Source organism: Photobacterium aquimaris (assembly GCF_002954455.1).
Classification (GTDB): domain Bacteria; phylum Pseudomonadota; class Gammaproteobacteria; order Enterobacterales; family Vibrionaceae; genus Photobacterium; species Photobacterium aquimaris.
On the sequence record NZ_MSCC01000001.1, the window covers coordinates 306574 to 325342 of the forward strand.

Below are 18769 nucleotides of genomic sequence, written 5' to 3' on the forward strand. Positions count from 1 at the left end.
TAGGTTTTTTTCGTCGGTAGAAAATGGTAGTAATAGCGTAGGTTATTATCCGTCATCTCGGAAGAGAGGAACGAGCTATCCGTGATCTGCATATCACGTGTTTGAGCATTAAAGAAACCAATAAAAAGGCAGTTAAAATAATAACTCTGCAACGTGATGATAATCGATTCCCTATCTTGTTCGTAATCTCACGGTAGGAAATAGTAGCTGTGAAGTTGGCATAGTTAGTTTCGATTAGCAAGCTTAGCGGCCTGTCACGACTATTATTTGATGGAAAATGGACGTGCTGATGTTCGGTATGACGAGTCTCGTCCGCTCATATTTATTTAATAAACCTGAATCGAAAGATTAGCAACTAAGCAATAAATTAAAATGACAGTCTAAATAAAATAGCTTTTGGGTTTATATACTCCAAAAGCTGTACAAACTAAACATTGCTTTATTATCAATAAGATAAGTATTTCCTATGGTTGTGCCTATGATAACTTAAAAAGATGGTATGGTTTTTGGTGATTATTAATAAAAAAGCTGTACGTTATTTATTATTGTGGGTTTAGGAATAACCTCTCGGTTTTGATATCACAGTGTTAGAATAAGTTTTTGATCTAACAGCCGTATATAAAGGACAAGTGATGAGCAGTTTGAATAATGATAATAATCATGCTGAGAGTGATCAGTTAACTGAAATTGCTATTGCTTATTATCAAGAAGGCGCAACGCAGGAAGAAATATCACAACGGTTTGGAATGTCTCGTGCCAAGATTGGCCGTTTACTTCGTCGAGCACGGGATGAAGGGGTGGTTGAGATCACGGTTAAATATCACCCCGTATTTAGTGAAAAACTAGAACAGCAATTAATTGAACGCTTTAATCTGAAGCGGGCGTTGATTGCGTTAGATCAACCTGATGATGAATCTCAACGCCAACAAGTGGCGAGTCTTGTTTCAAGCTATCTTGCAACCACCTTATCTGATGATATGGTGGTTGCGGTTGGTCAAGGGCGTAATATAGCCTCAATTGCTAATCATGTTGGCGTAGTACCACAGCGTAACTGCCGTTTTGTATGCGGTATTGGTGGCACTCACCGTTCTGGTAATGCGATTAATGCCGATCATATTTGTCGCCAACTTGCCAAAAAATATGATGGTATTAGTGAAACACTTTATGCGCCAGCGTATGTTGATGACATCATTGTTAAAGAAGCATTCATGAAAAATGGTACTGTTAAAGAAACCTTAGATCGTGCCCGTCGTGCTGATGTGGCGTTAGTTGGCGTTGGCGATATGAATGAAAATAGTCACATGGTCAAATTAGGTTGGTTCACGCCTCAAGAAATTGTTGAAGCTAGAATTCGTAAAGGTGTTGTAGGTGATATTGCGGGCTATGATTTCTTTGATAGTCAGGGTAAGCAAGCAGATACCATGATGAGCGATCGTGTTATTGGTCTAACCATGAATGAACTGCGGCATATTCCTACCGTGGTGGTGACTGCGGCTGAAAACAGTAAAGCATTAGCCTTGTTAGGCGCACTACGATCTGGCGTGGTTGATGTATTAGCAACCAGTGTCAGTAATGCATTAACGATTTTAAATCTTGATCAACAGATGAAATAGGTGCTTATTTAGGCACTTGTTCTATAAAAGAAACCGCTATCTAGATCTTGATTAGATAGCGGTTGCAGAATATACCTTAAACAAATAAAATACAGCTTCAAAATAAAGGAAGAACGTCGTATCCGGTGATGCGTCCGGATTTCAAATCCGGGTAGGGCTGCCAGCAGTCCTGGGTAGGTTCGACTCCTATGTTCTTCCGCCACTTTGTTACTCTTTATCTTGTTCCTGCAATAAATCCTGATCTTTTAATTCGCGATAATTAAACTTACGTTTCGTAAAACCAATCTTGTCAAAATATTCTAATAATTGAATTGCAACTTTTCGCCCGAGCTGACTGATATTTCTAAATTCAGCGGTTTCTAATTTTTGATATTGGGCGGTATGTTGACGCACTTGTGTGGCCATTTTTACTAGATAATCATGGGTAACATAACGATCTTTAACAATAGCGGCAACGTAGCTTAATTGCGCCAGTTTATAGCTCAATTTGCGAATCTCGTTTTCATCCGCGCTAATTTCAGCGGCAAGATCACGTACCCACCAAGGCTGGGGCTCAGCAAGCATTACTTGTTCTATTTGCTGCCACCATTGTTGCTCGGTTTCTGTTAGCTGCAATTGGTGGGAGGCTAAATGTAGCCAACCACGAGTGTTGGCTAGCAACTGTTGATTGAGTAGTTGGTTGATAACTGCGTTAAAGATCGCGGCTGGTTGGTTAAGTGCCGCCATACGATATAGTCGCTCTTTGCCGACGCCAAGGTTATCTTGCGCTTGCTGATGATAGCATTCTAGCGTGGTGATAATCTGTTGCTGTAATGCCTGCTGATAGCTGTCATAGCACAGGTAGTCGCCATGTTGATTGATAGTTTCATTAGCGGCTAATAATTGGCTAATAACAGCAGCATTACACTGATGTTGTTCAATTAATTGTTGGCGTGATTGTGGTGCATGTTGCAGCTTAAATTCAATGATCTCATTGAGCGTATTGATATGAGCGCGTTGATGGAGGTACTCAAGGCGTTGTGGTTTGCGCTTGCCACGATTTGGCGGCAGTAGATCAATTACAATCGCGCTACCAAGATTGGTTTTCTGAGCCGGATCGCGGATTAATAAACGATCTTGTTCGGTTAAACACAATGGCGTATCAAGGCTGATTTCAGCCAGAGCGCTGTCAGTTGCGATTAATTGCTGATTTTCTAATAATGCAATACGACCAGTAGTATGGGTCGCTGCATGGAATATTTGAACATTTTGCCAGTGTTTAATCAGTTGATTAGCGGTTAATTTAACCGTGATCCGTTTGATTATAGTTGTTGGCGCGGTATGTAATAACCAATCCCCACGGTTTAAGCTCGCTTTATCAATATCACCGCTAATATTAAGCGCTACCCGTTGATTGGCTGTTGCACATTCAGCAGGTTTACCCTGTGCATGAATAGTTTTTACTCGCACAACCTGAGGCTGGCTATGGCCTTTTTTAAGATTGTTATGGCTTATTAAACATAAGCTATCACCAACATTGACCTGACCGTTGATAGCGGTTCCTGTTACCACTAAGCCAGAGCCTTTAACGTGAAAAGCGCGGTCGATTGCCAGTTTAAAATTAAGGCTATCATCGTGGTGTTGTTCACTATCAGCTAGCTCAATCAGGTGTTGTTTGAGCTCAACAATACCTTGATGAGTGATGGCTGAACAATGAAAAATAGTGGTTTGGGTAAAGCCATATTGAAGTAATAACAGGCTTATTTTAGCTTCAAGCTGCTGCTGTTGCTCAACGGTAGTGAGATCTGATTTAGTGATCACTACTGTTAGGCTATCCATGGCTAATAAGCGCAGAATCGTCAAATGTTCATGGCTTTGTGGCATCATGCCTTCATCGCCAGCCACAATCAGCATTGCATGATGGGCTGTGCCGACGCCTGCTAGCATATTGGAGAGAAATTTCTCATGCCCGGGAACATCAATAAAACCTAATGTCTGGTGCTGATTAGATGTTATTGATTGATAAGGCATAAACGCATAGCCTAAATCAATAGTGAGCCCACGTTGTTGCTCTTCTGGCAGTCGATCGGCATTGATCCCAGTCAGGGCGTGTAATAGTTTTGTTTTACCATGATCGACATGGCCAGCTGTAGCAATAATCATAGTGTTACTCTAAAGCGTTATTGAGCCAGAGGCAGTAAGAATGGGTTGAAACCGCTGCGATAAAATTCCATTTCCCCCAGTTTCTGATCTAGAACAATTGTTGCTAAATCATCAGCAATAGGATCTAACTGTGGATTCTTCTCTAGCACCAACATTTTTAAATAACTTTGGCAATGGCTGCAAGTTTCAGCACGAACGCTATCTTCTAGTGTTTCACTTTGAAGTTGAATATTTTCACCATCACCACACTGAGTACACTCAGCGCGCAGTCGATGCCATTGGGCTTCACATTGGCTGCAATGCAAGTAACGATGACCACTGCCTTGAATTAAACTTGCTGCAGGTGCTCCACCACAAAGAGGGCAATGTGATTGTTTAGCATTGGCTTCTGGTTGCCAGTCTAATTGGGTGTTAGCCACAATTAGGCTCATTAGTGTATTGATACAGCTCCAAAGAATAATCGCAATATCAGCAGGTACACGTTCAGCTTGGTTTTGTTGTAAAGCATGAAAATAATGCTGCAGTGTTTGCTGATCAATCTGGCTAATATTGTCGATAACTTTGACTATATCATCACTAACAACAGGGCGTAGTGCTGAGGTTAATTGGGTTAGCATTGGATCTAAAATAGCTTGCCAACTACTATCAATTTCAATCGGCCATGTTAATGTTTTAGCTTGTAACTGTTGCTGTACTGCGCCATTAAACGTATCAACTAAATGCAATTGTTGTTGGACGACCTGTCCTGCTAATAACAGGTAATCTGCCATAAAAGAGTCTTGTGCCAACTGACGTAACCGGGCAGCGCGGGCATGAAAAATGGTGGCAGGATCACCAATAATTAGCGGACGAAAGCCGTCACTTTTTTGTTTAATAATGGTGTCTTTATCTAAAATGTGAACGCTCATGTAGGTATCCAATTATAAGAATACCAACCTTAGTACGCCAAGGTTGGTATAGAAATAAAGAACCAATAAACAACAAGGATTATTGGTTCTTGAGCTGTGTTGTTAGTGTTGATCTTTGTTGCTAGATAGCGAACGGAACCAACGCGGGTGGTGTTTCTTAGCCCAAGCTGAAGAAACTTTACCTTCTAACATGCCGTCAATTGAGCCTTTTACCCAATATGCCATGTAGGCGTGGATAATTAAGCTTAAGGCAAAAACAAGCGCTGTGATTGAGTGCACAATCAATGCAATACGAACCACATCAATGCTGAAGTAGGCTGAAAAGTAAGCGCGCCATGCAATCAGGCCAGTTACTAGTAGTAATACGCCACAGGCAATAAACTGACGTAAGATCATTTTCTGACCTGCGTTGTATTGACCTGCTTCTGGTACGTTTTCTTCGTTCTCAGTTAAAACATCTTTAACTTTTAACATCCACTGGAGATCACCTTTTTCAAAGTGGTTATGGCTCCAGTAACGGATCACTAAGAAAAATAGCCCAACTGTCATCACGATCGCACCAAATGGATGCAAAATACGCGCAAGTTGTGGCGTGCCATAGACATAGCTAAGGAAGTGCAGTGGGGCAAACATAAAAGATAGACCAGACAATAACGTCCAGATACCTGTTAATGCTACTGTCCAATGCACCACACGATCTAAAGGTTTATGACGTAAAATCGTTTTGTTTAAACTCATTTCTCATCTCCTTCATCTTCAGCCACGCGACTACGACCAACCGTTACACGGTGGATAGCAGCCAGCGCTAAAGTACCCACTAAACCGGCAGCGGCGAGTGGCTTGAGATCATCTTTCCATAACTTCACAGTTTCGCTGATTTTAGGATCTTTAGGCAGATCGTAACGCTCAGGATCAGTAATATCGTGCAGTATGTAAATTACGTGTGTACCACCAACGCCTTGTGGGTTGTAGATCCCGGCTTTTTTATGACCTTTTGCTTGCAGTGCTGCAACACGTTGATTGGCATACTCAAGAATCTCTTCACGAGAACCAAAACGTAATGCGCCTGTTGGACAGGTTTTAGCACATGACGGCACTTGACCTGCCTGAAGGCGATCGAGACATAACGTACATTTGTAAACACGGTTATCAACTGGGTTCATACGCGGAATATCAAATGGACAGCCAGCGATACAGTAACCGCAACCCACACATTTTTCCGAGTTGAAATCGACAACACCATTTTCATATTGCACGATAGCATCAGGTTCTGGACACGCTTTTAAACAGCCAGGATCTGAACAGTGCATGCAGCTATGTTTGCTAAATAACCATTTGAATTTATTATCTTCTTCAATTTCTTTGAAGTGGATAGTGGTCCAAGTTTCAGCGGTCGTATTAGGCGGATTTTGGTAAGAACCTTCAAAGGTGCCTACTTTTCCGCGTAAGTTGTTCCACTCACTACACGCATCCATACAGCCTTTACAGCCAGTACAGCAGGTGACATCGATTAACTTTGTTACCTGAATTTGACGCTCACGCGCATCAGGAGATGGAGTAATCGACGATGTAGCAGAACTACGAATAATATTCTGTGATTCCATACCCATGGCTTACTTCACCTTCTCTACGTTAACCAAAAATGCCTTATATTCAGGCGTTTGTGAGTTAGCGTCACCGACACATGGCGATAACGTATTCGCAAGGTAACCTGGCTTAGTATCGCCTTCGTAGCCCCAGTGAATAGGAATACCAACAGTGTGAACAGCTTGACCGTTAACATGCAGTGGCGTAATACGCTTAGACACATAAGCTTTAGCTTCAATAGAGCCACGCTTAGAAGTTACACGCACCATGTCAGCATTGTTGATGCCACGCTCTTTCGCTAAACCTTCACCAATTTCTACAAATTGTTCAGGTTGTAATACCGCGTTGAAATGAGAGTGACTTGTCCATGTATGGAAGTGCTCTGTTAGACGGTAAGTGGTACCCACGAATGGGAAATTCTCTTTGGTGCCTAACTGCGCTGCATCATCTTTGAACAAACGTGCCGCTGGGTTGGAAACCACATTTTTATGTAATGGGTTAGTACCAATCGGTGTTTCAAATGGTTCGTAGTGCTCAGGGAACGGGCCCTCAGCCATTTTATCAAGTGCAAACAGACGACCTACGCCTTCAGGTTGCATGATAAATGGGCCAGCATTGCTTGATGGTGGCAATTTAGCGTTAAAGTCAGGTACATCAGGACCAATCCACTTGTTACCATTCCATTCAACCAGAGTACGTGTTTTATCCCATGGGCTACCGTCAGGATGTGTTGATGCACGGTTGTACAATACACGACGGTTTGCAGGCCAAGACCATGCCCAGTTAGGCGCAATACCTAAACCTGATGGATCGCTATTATCACGACGTGCAGTTTGGTTACCTGCTTCAGTCCAGCTACCGGTGTATAACCAACAAGCCGCATTAGTTGAACCATCAGCTTTTAGTTTGCTAAAGCTTGATAGCTGCTTACCGTTAGCATCTTTACCGTTAAGCTCTTGCGCTAATTCTTTAGTATTTGGCGCAGAAGGGATAGCGTAATTCCAGTCAAGAGACAGAATAGGATCTGGGTATGTACCACCATTTTTTTGGTACATATCGCGCATCTTCAAGAAGATACCGGCTAGAATCTCAGCGTCACCTTTGGCTTCTCCTGGCATATCAGCTGCTTTCCAGTGCCACTGTAACCAGCGCGCTGAACTTACAATGGTGCCATCTTCTTCAGCAAAACAGGCACAAGGTAAACGGAATACTTCAGTTTCAATGCTTGCTGTATCAACTTCATTGACGTTCGGTTTATTCTGCCAGAACGTAGAAGTCTCAGTTGCAAGTGGATCGACAACCACTAAGTATTTCAGTTTAGATAAAGCATCTAAGGTTTTTTGCTTGTTTGACATTGAAGCAACAGGGTTGAAACCTTGGCAAATGTAGCCATTCATTTCACCTTTGTTCATCATTTCAAACACGCGCAACATGTCGTAGCCTTGATCCCATTTGGGCATCATATCGTAACCAAAGTTATTCTCAGCCGTTGCATTTTTGCCGTAGAAAGACTTCAGTAATGACACGAAGAATGCTGGGTAATGCTGCCAGTAGTTGGTTTGATCCGCTTCAAGTGCCACTGGAGTGTGGTGCTTAAGGTGAGCGGCTAAATCAACATCTTTATCAGACGGCAGTTTTAAGTAACCCGGTAAACTTTGTGCTAGCAACCCAAGGTCAGTGATACCTTGAATGTTTGAGTGACCACGCAGAGCGTTAACACCGCCGCCAGCCATACCCATATTACCAAGTAGTAACTGGATCATTGCCATACAACGAATGTTTTCAGCGCCTTTAGAGTGCTGAGTCCAACCTGTTGCGTACAAAATAGTGGCAACACGGTTATTAGCAGCTGTGCTACCCAGTGCTTTACAGATGTGATCAAACATATCAACAGGCGTACCGGTGATATTTGATACAACGTCAGGTGTATAACGTGCAACGTGATCTTTAAGTAGGTTCCATACACAGCGAGGATGTTGCAGTGATTCATCCTTTAGGGCATAACCTTGATCATCAAGTTGGTAGAACCAAGAACTACGATCATACTTACGTTTCTCGGCGTCATAGCCAGAGAAAAGACCATCATGGAATGCGTAATCATCACGTACAATAAAGCTTGCGTTTGTGTATGCTTTAACATATTCGTGATTCACTTGACTGCTAGCGATTAGGTAACGAATAGCACCTAATAGGAAAGCAATATCAGCACCTGAACGGATCGGTGCATAGTGATCAGCAACAGCTGCTGTACGCGTGAAACGTGGATCAACCACAATGATTTCAGCGTTTCTAGTTTTTTGAGCTTCAATCGCCCAGCGGAAGCCTACAGGGTGTGCTTCTGCTGCGTTGCCGCCCATAACAAGGATCAAGTCGGCATTTTTAATGTCGACCCAGTTGTTGGTCATCGCGCCGCGGCCAAATGTTGGAGCAAGACTTGCTACCGTTGGGCCGTGTCAAATACGCGCTTGAGTGTCTACAGGAACCATACCCAAACCACGGGCAAATTTCTGAGTTAACCAACCATTTTCATTACTTTCTGCTGAGGCACAAAGCATACCTGTTGTTAGCCAGCGGTTAACTGTGGTGCCTTCATCATTGGTTTTTACTAAGTTAGCATCACGGTCTTGTTTCATTAGCTTAGCAATACGGCTAAATGCTTCGTCCCATGTTAGACGTTGCCATTTATCTGAGCCTGGAGCGCGGTATTCGGGGAATTTCAAACGTTGTTCGCTGTTAACAAAACCAGCTAGGCCCGCGCCTTTAGGACATAATGCACCACGGCTTACTGGATGATCGGGATCACCCTCAACGTGGAACACTTTTTGTTTAATATTACCGCCAGTAGCACCTGTGCTATACAGTAATGTGCCACAGCCAACTGAACAATAAGAACAGGTATTACGTGTTTCTTTTGCTGCGGTTAATTTGAAGTCACGAGCTTGCGCCCACGCTTTTTGCGGAATTGTGGCAAGGGAAGCAATAGTTGTTGTTGCTACAGCCCCTGCGCACAATTTAAATAATTGACGTCTACTTATATTCAATCTCAAAAGACCTTATTAGAAATAAAGAAGAGGGTAAATTCTTGCGGTTATTATATGGGTGAATATAACGTCGTCAAATTTTGCAATTAAGAGAGGGGGAATTAAAAATAGACTGATAAAATAACGTATATAAATGGCTGTTTAAATATTATTAATAAGTCATTAGCGTTAATGTTGGTTTAATAACAATTAAAAGCAATAATAAGATTCATTATCATTTTTTAATAAGAAATAGCTGTTTATTGTGATTACTGTTTTTTGTTATTTGTTCATGCCCTGTTTTTAATGGTAAATATATTTATACAATGTATTGCAGCCGTTTAAAATAATTAAATTAAAAATTTAAACCTTAAAAATAGTTAGTTTAGTGATTTTCATTGGATTAGGTATAAATCGAATAGTGTAAAGGTTATATATATATATTTGCTTTATATTCACTTTAATCAGTAACTTATATTTTGTTTTTGACGTTATTAAATAATGATATCAATGTTCATTGAAATGATGGTGATAATTTAATATTGATATTGAATGGTAAACTAGACATGCTGATCTATAAATTAATGTTGCTTACTGAAATCTAAAGTGCCATATTTGAAAAATACGGTGGTGATTTAATAACCGATGTTAAGCATGTTTATTTACCAATATCAGTATGTTTTATAAAATAAAACTAATGTTAAATTTATAAAGTAAAATTTAGCCATTAAATAAATAAACTAATAACTAAAAATGGGTATGTTTTTCTTTGCTTATTTTCCATTTTAAAAAACATAATCATGTGAAAAAATTAATGAATAATCTTTTAAGTGATAATTACAACAGGTAGTGATATTTTTAGTGGCTTAATTTTGCATCGTTAACCTGTTACGTTATTATTAATGCTACCAATGATAAAAAGGAAGAATAAAGTGTTAAGGAAGATAGCTACGGGCTTAATGCTTGTGTGCATAAGTCAAACAGCCATGGCGACACCGTGGGAGAAAGTGAAACAACCTAGCAGTGGCGATTCAAGCTCGATTGGCTCGTATGCTAATGGTTGTCTTGCTGGTGGTGAAAATTTACCGTTGCAAGGTGATGGTTATCAAGTGATACGTTCTGAACGTGGTCGTTATTTTGGTCATAGTGAAATGATTGTTTTTTTACAACAATTGATGAAGCAATCACAGCAACTAAAAATCGGTAATGTGCTGGTGGGTGATATTGCAATGCCTCGGGGGGGACGTTTCTCGTCAGGCCATGCGAGCCACCAAACAGGATTAGATGCAGATATTTGGTTACGTATCCCTGAAAAACCATTATCACAGCAAGCGTTAAAAACGGTGTCTGCGCTGCCAATGGTTGATGTGAAAAATTACCAGATCATTGAAAAGAACTGGAGCAGTAAGCAAGCACAATTAATTCAATTAGCTGCTAGTGATGATCGAGTTGCGCGAATTTTTGTTCATCCAGTGATCAAGCAACAGCTATGTAAAACCGAATGGAAACAGCGTGATTGGCTAAGTAAAGTGAGACCTTGGTTTGGTCATTATTACCATTTCCACGTTCGTTTACATTGCCCTGAGGGAAGTACTACTTGTGAGCCGCAAACACCACCGCCAGCAGGTGATGGTTGTGGTAAAGAGCTTGCTTCATGGTCGCCAACGTATAAAGCACCGGTAACCACTAAACCGATTACCAATGTAAAGCCGAAACCTAAACCGAAAAAAGTATTGCCGCCGATGTGTAATATCGTATTGAAAAGCTAATCTTTGCTAGGTGCTCGTGGTTGATAAATAAAACAAAAAAGCGCCGGCCAGTTAACTGAGCGGCGCTTTTTTTATACGGTTTATTATTGAATAACTAAGCTAGGCCTTGCAGAGTGACAAACTTTTCAAGCAGTTCATCATCTGATTCAACTCGCTCAGGATCAGTAATAATGCAATTGGTAATAGGACAAACTGACTGGCAGGTTGGCTTATCATAGTGCCCTTTACATTCTGTGCAGCGTTCAGGGTCGATTTCGTAAAATTCATCGCCCATGGTGATTGCCTCATTGGGGCATTCAGGATCACACATATCACAGTTAATGCATTTAGTTGTAATGAGCAGTGCCATAGTGCTTATTTACCATCTTTTTTAGGTGCGTGTGGGTTACGAGTGTCTTCACCGTTACTTAAATTACGCATTAATAGACCAAAATCGAGATCCATATCTGATGGCACAGGAATAAACACAAAGTGGCCATTACCTTTTGCATCATCAATCACTTCTGACTTACGGTTTTCCATGGTTTCAAGTTTGAAAATAACGTTACCTTTTGGCGTCATTACTTCAAGGCTATCGCCAACAACGAATTTATTTTTCACTTCAACTTCAGCAAGTTCGCCACGACGTACACCGGTGAACTCGCCGACAAATTGTTGGGTGTCAGAAATAGAGTAACCGTAATCATAATTCTGATAAGTATCATGGGTGTGGCGACGAAGGAAACCTTCAGTATAGCCACGGTGCGCTAGGCTTTCTAATGTGCCAAGTAGTGAATCATCAAATGGCTTGCCTGCAACTGCGTCATCAATCGCTTTACGGTAAACTTGCGCAGTACGTGCACAGTAGTAGAACGATTTAGTACGACCTTCAATTTTTAATGAATGCACACCCATTTTGGTTAGGCGCTCAACATGCTGTACCGCACGAAGATCTTTAGAGTTCATGATGTAAGTACCATGCTCATCTTCAAACGCCGCCATTTTTTCTTCTGGGCGGTGAGATTCACTCAGTAATACTACGTCATCAATTGGCTTACCAAGACCAAGTGTATTACTAGGACGCTCTTCAATCTCTTGAATTTGAATCGCATCTTGTGTTTCAACGATTTGACCAGCATCGTTTTCAACGGCTTTTTCTACTTTGTATTCCCAACGACATGAGTTCGTGCATGTACCTTGGTTTGGGTCGCGTTTGTTGATGTAGCCAGATAACAAACAACGGCCAGAATACGCCATACAAAGTGCGCCGTGAACAAAGATTTCTAGTTCAGTATCCGGGCAATGCTCACGAATTTCTTCGATCTCTTCTAGTGATAGTTCACGAGACAGAATCACACGCTCAACGCCTTGGCTAGCCCAGAATTTAACGGTTGCCCAGTTAACTGCGTTAGCTTGTACTGAAAGGTGAATTACTACTTCAGGAAATGCTTCACGAACCATCATGATCAAACCAGGATCTGACATGATAAGCGCATCAGGACCCATATCTACAATTGGCTTTAAATCACGAATAAAGGTTTTAAGCTTTGAGTTATGCGGTTGAATATTACAAACCACATACAGCTTTTTACCTTGTGCATGCGCTTCATCAATACCAATTTTCAGGTTATCGAGATTGAATTCATTGTTACGAACACGAAGGCTGTAACGAGGTTGGCCTGCGTAGACAGCATCTGCACCATAGGCAAAGGCATAACGCATGTTTTTAAGGCTACCGGCTGGAGATAGTAATTCTGGTTTAAACATTGTTCAGTTCTCTTAGATGTCTGATTCCAAATCAGCCTATAACACCTAGTGTTATAGGGAGGAGGCGAGATTCTACGTTTTTCATTCCCACATTACCAATTTTCTTAATCATTATCACGTATGAAAAATCAACACTATTGCAAATCAGGGTATATGTACAATTAGCGTAATTTAGTTAATTGAGATATAGATGTATTAAAATACATACTTATTATGCATTTAATACAGAGTTTATATTTTAGGGCACTATAAGTGTTTATAGGCACAATATTGTCGCTAGTGAGTGGTGGCATACATCAAGAAGGTAGTTATGATGGGTCATGATATTAGTGGGTTAGTTATCCACGTGTTTTCAACCTTTGGTAATATGATTTGGCAAATATTCTGGCCGTTGGCATTTGGTTTAATATTGTCTTCATGGATCCGCAATTTAATACCGGTTTCAAGTGTGGTTAAACACCTAGGTAAAACAACCCCTGTAAGCCTCGGTTTCACCACGTTTTTAGGGATGGTGTCGTCATCGTGTTCTTATGCTGCGGCGTCGTTATCTCATACTCTCTTAGTAAAAAAATCCACTGTTGCTAATGCAATGGCATTTTTAGTTTCAAGTACTAACTTGATTGTTGAAATGTTCATTGTCTTAGTTGCATTAATGGGCTGGACATTTTTATGGGGTGAAGTGATTGGTGGTTTGATTTTAATTGCCACGGTTGGATTTTTATTTAGTCGCTTTTTTCCACAAGATGTCGAACAAGAATTACGTCAGCACTTAGAAGATGCACAGCCACAAAAAGCCAGTTGTGGTATGGATATGTTTAAGATGAAGTCTGATGACAGTGATTGCGACATGGATATGGCAGCTAAACCTCAATCTGCCACTATGGAAAAAATCACAAAATCTGCGGGTTTCTTCCAGATGGATATTGCCATGATTGGTAAAGAGATCCTTATTGGGGTAGTGGTTTCTTCAATTCTTATTGCTTTGATGCCTCAAGACGGTTGGCGAGCATTGTTTATCAGTAATGATGCAGGCTTACCGGTATGGTTACACTCTTTCTTAGATGTGATCATTGGTATTTTTGTGGCGATGATTGCTTATGTATGTTCAGTCGGTAATCTGATTTTAGCCGCGGCATTATGGCATGGTGGGATTTCATTTGGTGGCGTGATTGGCTTTATTCTATCGGATGTTCTAACCATTCCGATGATCCGTGTTTATCAAAAATACTACGGTAAGCGTCCTGCTAAATGGATGGTTGGGTTGCTATTTGTAGCAATTTTATTTACTGGTTTATGTGTTGATGCGATATTCAATGGTTTTGGTTGGGTAACAAGCGATCAAACTGTACGTGCATTAAATCAATCAGGTTTTGGTTTTAATATGACCACAGTGATGAACTTGATCTTTATTCCTGCTTCTATTTGGTATTACTACCTTGGTAAAAAAGCCAATGCAGGTGTGGGGATGAGCATGTAGCATATAAAAAGAGCCGTAACGTTAATAACGCGACGGCTCTTTTTTGTTATCTAAGTGTAGGTTCGAGAAAAATTAGGATTAACCTTTATTTTCTAAGCCACCGATAACATCAAACAGGTTCGGTAAAAAGGCAGAGAACTCACCGCCCATTAACGATAGGTCAGCATCAATACGTTGAGCCATATCTTCACGATCAATATCTTCGTTTTGATCTTTAATTTCATCAGAGAATTTAAGACGCTTAACACTCAAGTCGTCTGCTAGAATGAAGTCGATACGATCTTGCCAATTAAGCGCTAGTTTAGTGACCACTTTATTGGCTTCAATGTGAGCTAAAATTTCATCACAGTTTAAATCTTGCTGTTTACAACGGATCACGCCACCGTCTTCTTCAACAGCTTTAAATTCAGCTTCTTCACCAATGGTAAAACCTTGTGGTGATTGATTGCTGCGTACCCATTCTGTCAGGGTTAATGCCAATGGCTTTTCAGATACCACAGGCACGACAGGTAGGCTACCAATAGATTTACGTAATAACGCTAAAACATCTTCGGCTTTTTTGTAGCTACCCGCATCAACCACAATGTAGCCTAATTTAGGCATAATTAACGCGTAAGTTTGGTGCTGACGACTAAATGCGCGAGGTAATAAATCCATCACGATTTCATCTTTTAGGGTGTCTTTCTCAGTCTTTTTCAGTTTACGACCAAGATCTTTTTCCTGCATTTCAACTTTGTTGTTCAATGATTCTTTGATCACTGACGCTGGCAGCATTTTTTCTTCTTTGCGCGCGCAAATCAAAATGTTGTCACCAGACACATGGGTAAACATATCGCCATGCTTACCCAGTGCGTGTGCCCAGCCAAATTTTTGAATGTCTTGGCTACCACACGGAGTAAAGCGGAATTCTTCCAGCTGTTTTTCTATTTGGTCTGCATTTAAGTCAATCTCACGCGTAAAACGGTAAGTCAGTATATTTTTAAACCACATCATGCTAGTCACGCTTCCTAGGGTAAACAGTTGGGGGAGTATCTTAACCTAACCATTGCAAATTACTAAGTGACGTTTGTGATTGAGGTTGCAGATAGCGTAATTACTATATATTTGGTTTAAAAATAGCTTTAAGACGCTTAGAGAGCATTAACCGAGAAACGGTAAACATGCCACTGATGGTTTTTTGGTGCAAACGGAAAATAGTATCGTAAACGCGACGAATCAGCAGTCCATGTAATATAAATTTGCTCTCCATTTTTGAACCAGGAGCAAAAGAGCCAACCGCAAAATAGTGCCCGACAGCGACCACCATCCCACCATCTTTAAAGATAAAATCAGTAAGAGGTTTACCTTGTAAAAAGCCACCAAGACTTTTAGCTAAATGTTCAGCTGCGCGATTAGCAGCCTGTGCTTTAGGGGGAACAAAACTACCATCGAGTTGTGGAATAGAGGCGCAATCACCAAGGGCAAAAATACAGTCATCAACGGTTGTGGTTAAATTCATATTAACTTCAATTTGATTGATACGGTTATAAGCTAAGCCGCCAATACCATTGAGCCAATCAGGCGCTTTAATACCAGCGGCCCAAAATTGTATATCGGCATCAAGAGTACGATCATCACTGGTGATCATGCCTTTATCGGTGACTTCGCTAATGCGTGTTTGAAGTAATACATTAATATTATTTTTCTCAAGCTGTTGCTGAACTTTACGCGACATTTTTTCAGGGCTATTGGGTAATACGCGATCAGCTGCTTCAATTAAATTAATTGTTAGCGGTGTACCATTATAACGTTGAAGTTTTCTACTGACCCGTTCAAGCTCTGCTGCCAGTTCAACTCCCGTAGCACCAGCTCCGACAATATTAACTGTGCGAGTATCGCCAGCGCGTAGGATGAAACTCATTCGATGCCATGCTTGGCGTGCTTGATTGGCCGAATCTAAAAAGATGCAATGGTCTTGAGCACCTGGAGTATTAAAGTCATTACTTACCGCGCCAATGGCGATAATTAAATAATCGTAATCTAGTTGATAGTTAACACCATCGGCAGCACCACAGACAGAAATGGTTTTATTGTCGCGGTTGATATCAGTCATAGACGCTTGGTAATGCTGGTATCCGTGTCGTGCACCGTGAGTGAAATAACACACAGTATCGAGATCACTATCAAAAGTGCCTGCTGCTATCTCATGTAAGCGCGGCTTCCAGAAGTGGTGAGTTTCTGGTTCAACTAAAATGATACTATCTTCTTTTTTTGTTGTTTTATTTAGTAATGTGGATAGTTCAATACCTGCAGCACCACCACCAACAATAACGATCCGTGACATATAAACACCTCAAGTTATTATGAGTCCGTTCATAATGAGTTAGTTATCACTATCGACATATCAACAAAAACAAAAGTTACATTTATATTGAATACATTTAAGAGAAAGACGAAATGATAAGTATTAAAATTACTATTTAGTCTAGATTGAATAGTTACATTATGGGATTTTTATTGGTGGCGATTACGTCTTTAAGGGGGAAGTTATTAATTTACAAGGATTGGCGGACACCAATCCCTGATATTAAAAAGATTATTCATACTTTGCAGAATAAGTTTCTTCATAAGTATGTGAGTAAAGCTCAAATAGGTTACCAAACGGGTCTTCTAAATAAACCATTTGTGAGGTGTTGTTTTCATCTTCAGGATGGTAACGCATGATATCCATACGAACTTTACCACCATATTGTTCAGTTCGAGCAATAACGCCATGAAAATCATCGGTCTGAAGACAGAAGTGGAAAATACCAATACGAGAGAAATCAACCTCATGACGCTGTTGACGGTTTTTCATTTCAAACAGTTCAAAACCGATACCATCTTGGGTTAATAAATGGGCAATATTGAAACCTTCAAAGCCTTCGCCAAAGACAGCAATACACATTCTACCAATTGCGGTTTCACGCTCTTCTGTCACTTTGGTATTACCCATAACTACATCAAGACCAAGCGCTTTGGTATAAAACTCAACCGCGGTATCCATATCGCCAACCATGATGCCTACGTGATTCATTTTCATAATTTACCTTCGATACTGATTAGTAAGTAGCTATGTTTCGTTGGAGTAATACTATGCGATATTTCAAATAACATAAAATTATCAATTTTTATTAAAATAATAACACTTCGTTATGGTGAGGGGAAGTTAGCCATCAAATATCTGTGTAGTTACTGGTTGACACGGTACAATCTGATGATTATTTCTGGCTTGGTAGTGTTATTCCTATTATGAAAATTATCCATACATCTGATTGGCATCTTGGTCATCAATTACATGGCTATAGTCGTGCAACTGAACATCAAGCATTTTTAGACTGGCTTGCTGAAACACTTGAGCAGCAACAAGCGGATGCCTTATTAGTGGCGGGTGATATTTTTGATACTGCCAATCCTGCTGCTAGTGCATGGGAAATGTTATATCGATTTTTAGCACGACTAGCCAAAACACTACCTAATCTTGATGTGGTAATGATCGGTGGTAACCACGATTCACCGAGCAAACTTGATGCGCCACAAGCGTTATTAAAAGCCTTTGATTTGCATTTAGTCGGTGGTATTCATCGTTTAGCCAATGGCGAGTTAGATTGCGATCGCATGTTAGTGCCATTAACTAATGCCGTTGGTGAACAAGCAGCATGGGTGTTGGCGGTGCCATTTTTACGTAGCGCTGATTTACGCACTGAAAACTTAGCTGAAACCGATGATCGACTGATTAAAGGGGTTGAAGTGTTATATGCCGAAATGACCGCTACAGCCCGTGAACGCAAACAGCCGCAGCAAGCGTTAATCGGTATGGGTCATGCGTATATGGCGTCTGGACAGATATCTGAAATGTCAGAACGACGAGTGCTTGGCGGTAATCAGCATGCGCTACCAGCGACTATTTTTGCCGATGATGTCAGCTATGTTGCCCTCGGCCATTTACACTTAGCTCAAAAAGTTGCCAAGCAAGAACATGTACGTTATTGCGGCTCACCAATTCCACTGTCAATGGCAGAGCGTAATTACAGTCATCAAATAGTGGTGGTTGAATTAGACGGCGCTGAAGTTACTAAGATTGAGCCGCTCACTATTCCACGTAGTGTTGATATGCTAAAAGTTCCCGCTAAAGCAGCCCTACTAGATGAAGTGTTAGTGGCACTTAAAGCTTTGCCTGATGATGAACTGCCGCGTGAGCAACAACCGTTTTTAGAAGTCCACGTCTTACTTGATAAACCACAAGCTTTGCTACGTGAAAAAGTGTTGCAAGCTTTAGAAGGTAAATCAGTACGATTAGCCAAAATTACTCCCCATTATAAGCATGATGAACAGCAACATAGCTTGCAGCATCAACGTTTATCTGAGGTGTTACCGCAACAAGTATTTTCCCTTAGTTGGGCTAAAAAATACGCCGGTGAGCCTGACGCTGAGATGAGTGCCGCCTTTGAAAGTTTATTAGCGCAAGTTGAAGAACAACAATAATAAT

At 40.9% G+C, this 18769-nt stretch carries 14 protein-coding genes and 1 tRNA gene; 5 read left to right on the forward strand and 10 right to left on the reverse strand.

Going from position 1 to position 18769, the window contains the following annotated elements; translation table 11 throughout:
• The first annotated feature begins 632 nt into the window (after window positions 1-632).
• Both BTN98_RS01230 and BTN98_RS20225 read left to right on the forward strand, forming a co-directional pair.
• Window positions 633-1613: a sugar-binding transcriptional regulator gene (locus BTN98_RS01230; RefSeq protein WP_060998920.1), complete on the forward strand. Its 981-nt coding sequence runs from the start codon at window positions 633-635 to the stop codon at window positions 1611-1613.
• Between the two features lie 107 nt (window positions 1614-1720).
• A tRNA-Sec gene (locus BTN98_RS20225) sits at window positions 1721-1815 on the forward strand.
• Window positions 1816-1820: 5 nt separating this feature from the next.
• On the opposite strand, the gene selB is transcribed toward BTN98_RS20225, so the two are convergent.
• The 5 genes from selB to fdnG all read right to left on the reverse strand — a co-directional run bounded on the left by selB (window position 1821) and on the right by fdnG (window position 9291).
• The gene (selB, locus tag BTN98_RS01235; RefSeq protein ID WP_060998922.1) at window positions 1821-3755 is read right to left on the reverse strand and encodes a selenocysteine-specific translation elongation factor; all 1935 of its coding nucleotides are present in this window, start codon (window positions 3753-3755) and stop codon (window positions 1821-1823) included.
• Between the two features lie 17 nt (window positions 3756-3772).
• On the reverse strand, window positions 3773-4663 hold the full coding sequence (gene fdhE, locus BTN98_RS01240; protein WP_060998924.1) for a formate dehydrogenase accessory protein FdhE: 891 nt from the start codon (window positions 4661-4663) through the stop codon (window positions 3773-3775).
• A gap of 102 nt (window positions 4664-4765) precedes the next feature.
• On the reverse strand, window positions 4766-5401 hold the full coding sequence (locus BTN98_RS01245; RefSeq protein ID WP_060998926.1) for a formate dehydrogenase subunit gamma: 636 nt from the start codon (window positions 5399-5401) through the stop codon (window positions 4766-4768).
• Window positions 5398-6273: a formate dehydrogenase subunit beta gene (gene fdxH, locus BTN98_RS01250; RefSeq protein ID WP_060998929.1), complete on the reverse strand. Its 876-nt coding sequence runs from the start codon at window positions 6271-6273 to the stop codon at window positions 5398-5400. Before fdxH ends, BTN98_RS01245 begins: the two co-directional genes overlap by 4 nt.
• 3 nt (window positions 6274-6276) lie before the next feature.
• Entirely contained in the window at window positions 6277-9291 is a 3015-nt protein-coding gene (gene fdnG, locus BTN98_RS01255; protein ID WP_146106999.1) for a formate dehydrogenase-N subunit alpha, read from the reverse strand.
• A gap of 911 nt (window positions 9292-10202) precedes the next feature.
• Between fdnG and mepA the strand changes: the two genes are divergently transcribed.
• A complete protein-coding gene (gene mepA, locus BTN98_RS01265; protein WP_231730706.1) occupies window positions 10203-11039 on the forward strand; it encodes a penicillin-insensitive murein endopeptidase in 837 nt (278 codons plus the stop codon).
• A gap of 94 nt (window positions 11040-11133) precedes the next feature.
• Here the strand turns inward: mepA and BTN98_RS01270 are convergent, their stop codons facing one another.
• Window positions 11134-11388 (reverse strand): YfhL family 4Fe-4S dicluster ferredoxin, encoded by a 255-nt coding sequence (locus BTN98_RS01270; RefSeq protein WP_060998937.1) that lies wholly within the window; start codon window positions 11386-11388, stop codon window positions 11134-11136.
• 5 nt (window positions 11389-11393) lie between these two features.
• A complete protein-coding gene (trhP, locus tag BTN98_RS01275) occupies window positions 11394-12785 on the reverse strand; it encodes a prephenate-dependent tRNA uridine(34) hydroxylase TrhP (protein ID WP_060998938.1) in 1392 nt (463 codons plus the stop codon).
• A 313-nt stretch (window positions 12786-13098) separates the two neighbouring features.
• Here trhP and BTN98_RS01280 point away from each other — a divergent pair, with 313 nt between their 5' ends.
• Window positions 13099-14262 carry a permease gene (locus BTN98_RS01280; RefSeq protein ID WP_060998939.1) on the forward strand — a complete coding sequence of 388 codons (1164 nt, stop codon included), beginning with the start codon at window positions 13099-13101 and terminating at the stop codon, window positions 14260-14262.
• A gap of 78 nt (window positions 14263-14340) precedes the next feature.
• Here the strand turns inward: BTN98_RS01280 and rdgC are convergent, their stop codons facing one another.
• The 3 genes from rdgC to BTN98_RS01295 form a co-directional block, all read right to left on the reverse strand.
• On the reverse strand, window positions 14341-15252 hold the full coding sequence (gene rdgC, locus BTN98_RS01285) for a recombination-associated protein RdgC (RefSeq protein WP_174545296.1): 912 nt from the start codon (window positions 15250-15252) through the stop codon (window positions 14341-14343).
• Window positions 15253-15358: 106 nt separating this feature from the next.
• Window positions 15359-16585 carry an NAD(P)/FAD-dependent oxidoreductase gene (locus tag BTN98_RS01290; protein ID WP_060998941.1) on the reverse strand — a complete coding sequence of 409 codons (1227 nt, stop codon included), beginning with the start codon at window positions 16583-16585 and terminating at the stop codon, window positions 15359-15361.
• A gap of 252 nt (window positions 16586-16837) precedes the next feature.
• Window positions 16838-17323 (reverse strand): VOC family protein, encoded by a 486-nt coding sequence (locus tag BTN98_RS01295; RefSeq protein WP_060998944.1) that lies wholly within the window; start codon window positions 17321-17323, stop codon window positions 16838-16840.
• 209 nt (window positions 17324-17532) lie between these two features.
• On the opposite strand from BTN98_RS01295, the gene BTN98_RS01300 reads away from it, so the two are divergent.
• On the forward strand, window positions 17533-18765 hold the full coding sequence (locus BTN98_RS01300) for an exonuclease SbcCD subunit D C-terminal domain-containing protein (RefSeq protein WP_060998946.1): 1233 nt from the start codon (window positions 17533-17535) through the stop codon (window positions 18763-18765).
• The last annotated feature ends 4 nt before the right edge of the window (window positions 18766-18769 follow it).